Below are 1,814 nucleotides of genomic sequence, written 5' to 3'. Positions count from 1 at the left end.
TTTTTTAATTTATTAACAACTTTAATCGCTAAATCACCATAATTATTAATCTTAATTCCTCCTAGAAATTAAATTTAGTTATCTTTAAGAAACTATTAAAATTATACCTTAACCTCTTTATTTTTGTCGAATCATAATAAAAATTATTATTAGAAGTATATCCAGTTTAAAAACTATTGAATGATTTAAAATTATACATATGTTAATTTCTAAACCTTCTAAGTATTGACATTTAAATTACAAAAAACTTCAAAAAAAATAAAATGCTTTCCAGATATTTCAAGTCTTCTCTCATTCAGTTGATGAGGTACACTGTCTTCCTCATATAATTTTTCAAATTCATCTTTAGTAATTTAGTTATCCTATAATAAAATTATAACATATTTAATATTTTTATAGGTATTTAATATTTTTTCCAGTATAACTTAAAAATACAAATATTTTAATAAAAGGAGTAACCAAATATGAAAAAAATTATTTTATTGTTCTTTATTTTATTTTCTATATCCTTTAGCTCACAAAAATATAACTTTAAATTTGAAAATGTTGACCTCTTAAATGTCGAGGTAAGTAAAAAATGTCATAATTGTAGATATCTTGAAGGAACATTAAAAAATAAAACAAATAAACAAATATTAATTTTGAACTTTGAAATCAAATATAGAGATAAAGATGCGGCAGAAAATGATCCATATTATACAATAGGGAAAATCGTTCTATATAATATAGAACCAAAAAAAACAGTAAACTTTATTAAGTCTCTTGATGTTCGTAATATTGATGGAGAAGATTTTAAAATCAAACTCACTAAGATTATTCACGGAAAATAATTTTAGAATCCATAGTAGTAATCCATAAAGATAGTTACAAAAAATATTAGTAGGAGGTATTATAAATACACCCTAAAATTAAAAAAATCGAGACTAGATCTAGTCTCTATTTTTATTTATTTTTTAAAAGAATTATAAATTACAGTTTCAGATATTTCAAATCTTTTCTCATGCAGTTGATGAGGGACACTGTTTTCATCAGGATACCCAATAGGGAATAATCCAACTGGTATTATGTTTTCAGGTAGTGAAAATGCCTCGATAATCTTTTGGGGATCAAAATGGCCAACCCAAGTAGTCCCAAGATTAAGATTAGTTATCTCTAACATCATTTGAGTCGCTACAATAGATGCATCAACTTCTCCCATTTCTTTATTGTCATAACTCCTCTTCCAACTTATAGTATTGTCATAGCAGATAAGCATTGCTAGGGGAGCATTAAAATGATATTTAGTACATTCTTTTAATTTATTCAAACTGTCATCTGATTCAATTACAAGAATTCTTTGTGGCTGATAGTTAACTGCTGTAGGAGCAAGTTTCCCTGCTTCGAGAATTAAATTAATTTTTTCTTGTTCAACTTTTTTATTGCTAAATTTACGTACTGAATACCTTTCTTTTGCTAATTGTAAAAAATCCATAATAAACCTCCAAATTTATATAAATGTTTCGATACACTTTATTTCCTTCTAATATAATTATACCTTAAAAAATTTCTTTTTGTTGAAATAAAAACGTAAACTTTGTAGTTTAAAATTGAAATAAAAAAGGATTTTGTTGATTATTTTTTATATGACAAAAGTGAAATGCTTGTTAAAAACTTAACTAAAAAGTACAAATTTCCTAGCATTATAAATGACCTTCGTGCAATTCAAGATAACAGGATAAAAAATCTATATTGCTAAATACTTTGAATCTCTAGTAGTTTCTGAAAACATAGAAATAAACCCGATCTATGTTATCCCTGATTTATTTGAGTTAGAA

The 1,814-nt window shown here is 24.8% G+C and carries 2 protein-coding genes; one reads left to right on the top strand and one right to left on the bottom strand.

Annotated features, from left to right (window positions below; translation table 11 throughout):
* Nucleotides 1-464 precede the first annotated feature (464 nt).
* On the top strand, nucleotides 465-830 hold the full coding sequence (locus tag WBG30_RS13710; protein ID WP_424505220.1) for a hypothetical protein: 366 nt from the start codon (nucleotides 465-467) through the stop codon (nucleotides 828-830).
* 116 nt (nucleotides 831-946) lie between these two features.
* Here WBG30_RS13710 and WBG30_RS13705 read toward each other — a convergent pair whose 3' ends face one another.
* Entirely contained in the window at nucleotides 947-1,471 is a 525-nt protein-coding gene (locus WBG30_RS13705) for a nitroreductase family protein (RefSeq protein WP_424505219.1), read from the bottom strand.
* Between the last annotated feature and the right edge of the window lie 343 nt (nucleotides 1,472-1,814).

This window comes from Psychrilyobacter sp. (assembly GCF_049671765.1).
Lineage (GTDB): Bacteria > Fusobacteriota > Fusobacteriia > Fusobacteriales > Fusobacteriaceae > Psychrilyobacter.
The sequence above is the reverse complement of the archived record's forward strand: the minus strand, read 5'-3'. Positions and strand labels throughout refer to the sequence as shown.

What these genes read in the sequence shown, in the direction of transcription:
- WBG30_RS13710 (WP_424505220.1), top strand. Translation starts at nt 465, where the DNA reads ATGAAAAAAATTATTTTATTGTTCTTTATTTTATTTTCTATATCCTTT.
- WBG30_RS13705 (WP_424505219.1), bottom strand. Translation starts at nt 1,471, where the DNA reads ATGGATTTTTTACAATTAGCAAAAGAAAGGTATTCAGTACGTAAATTT.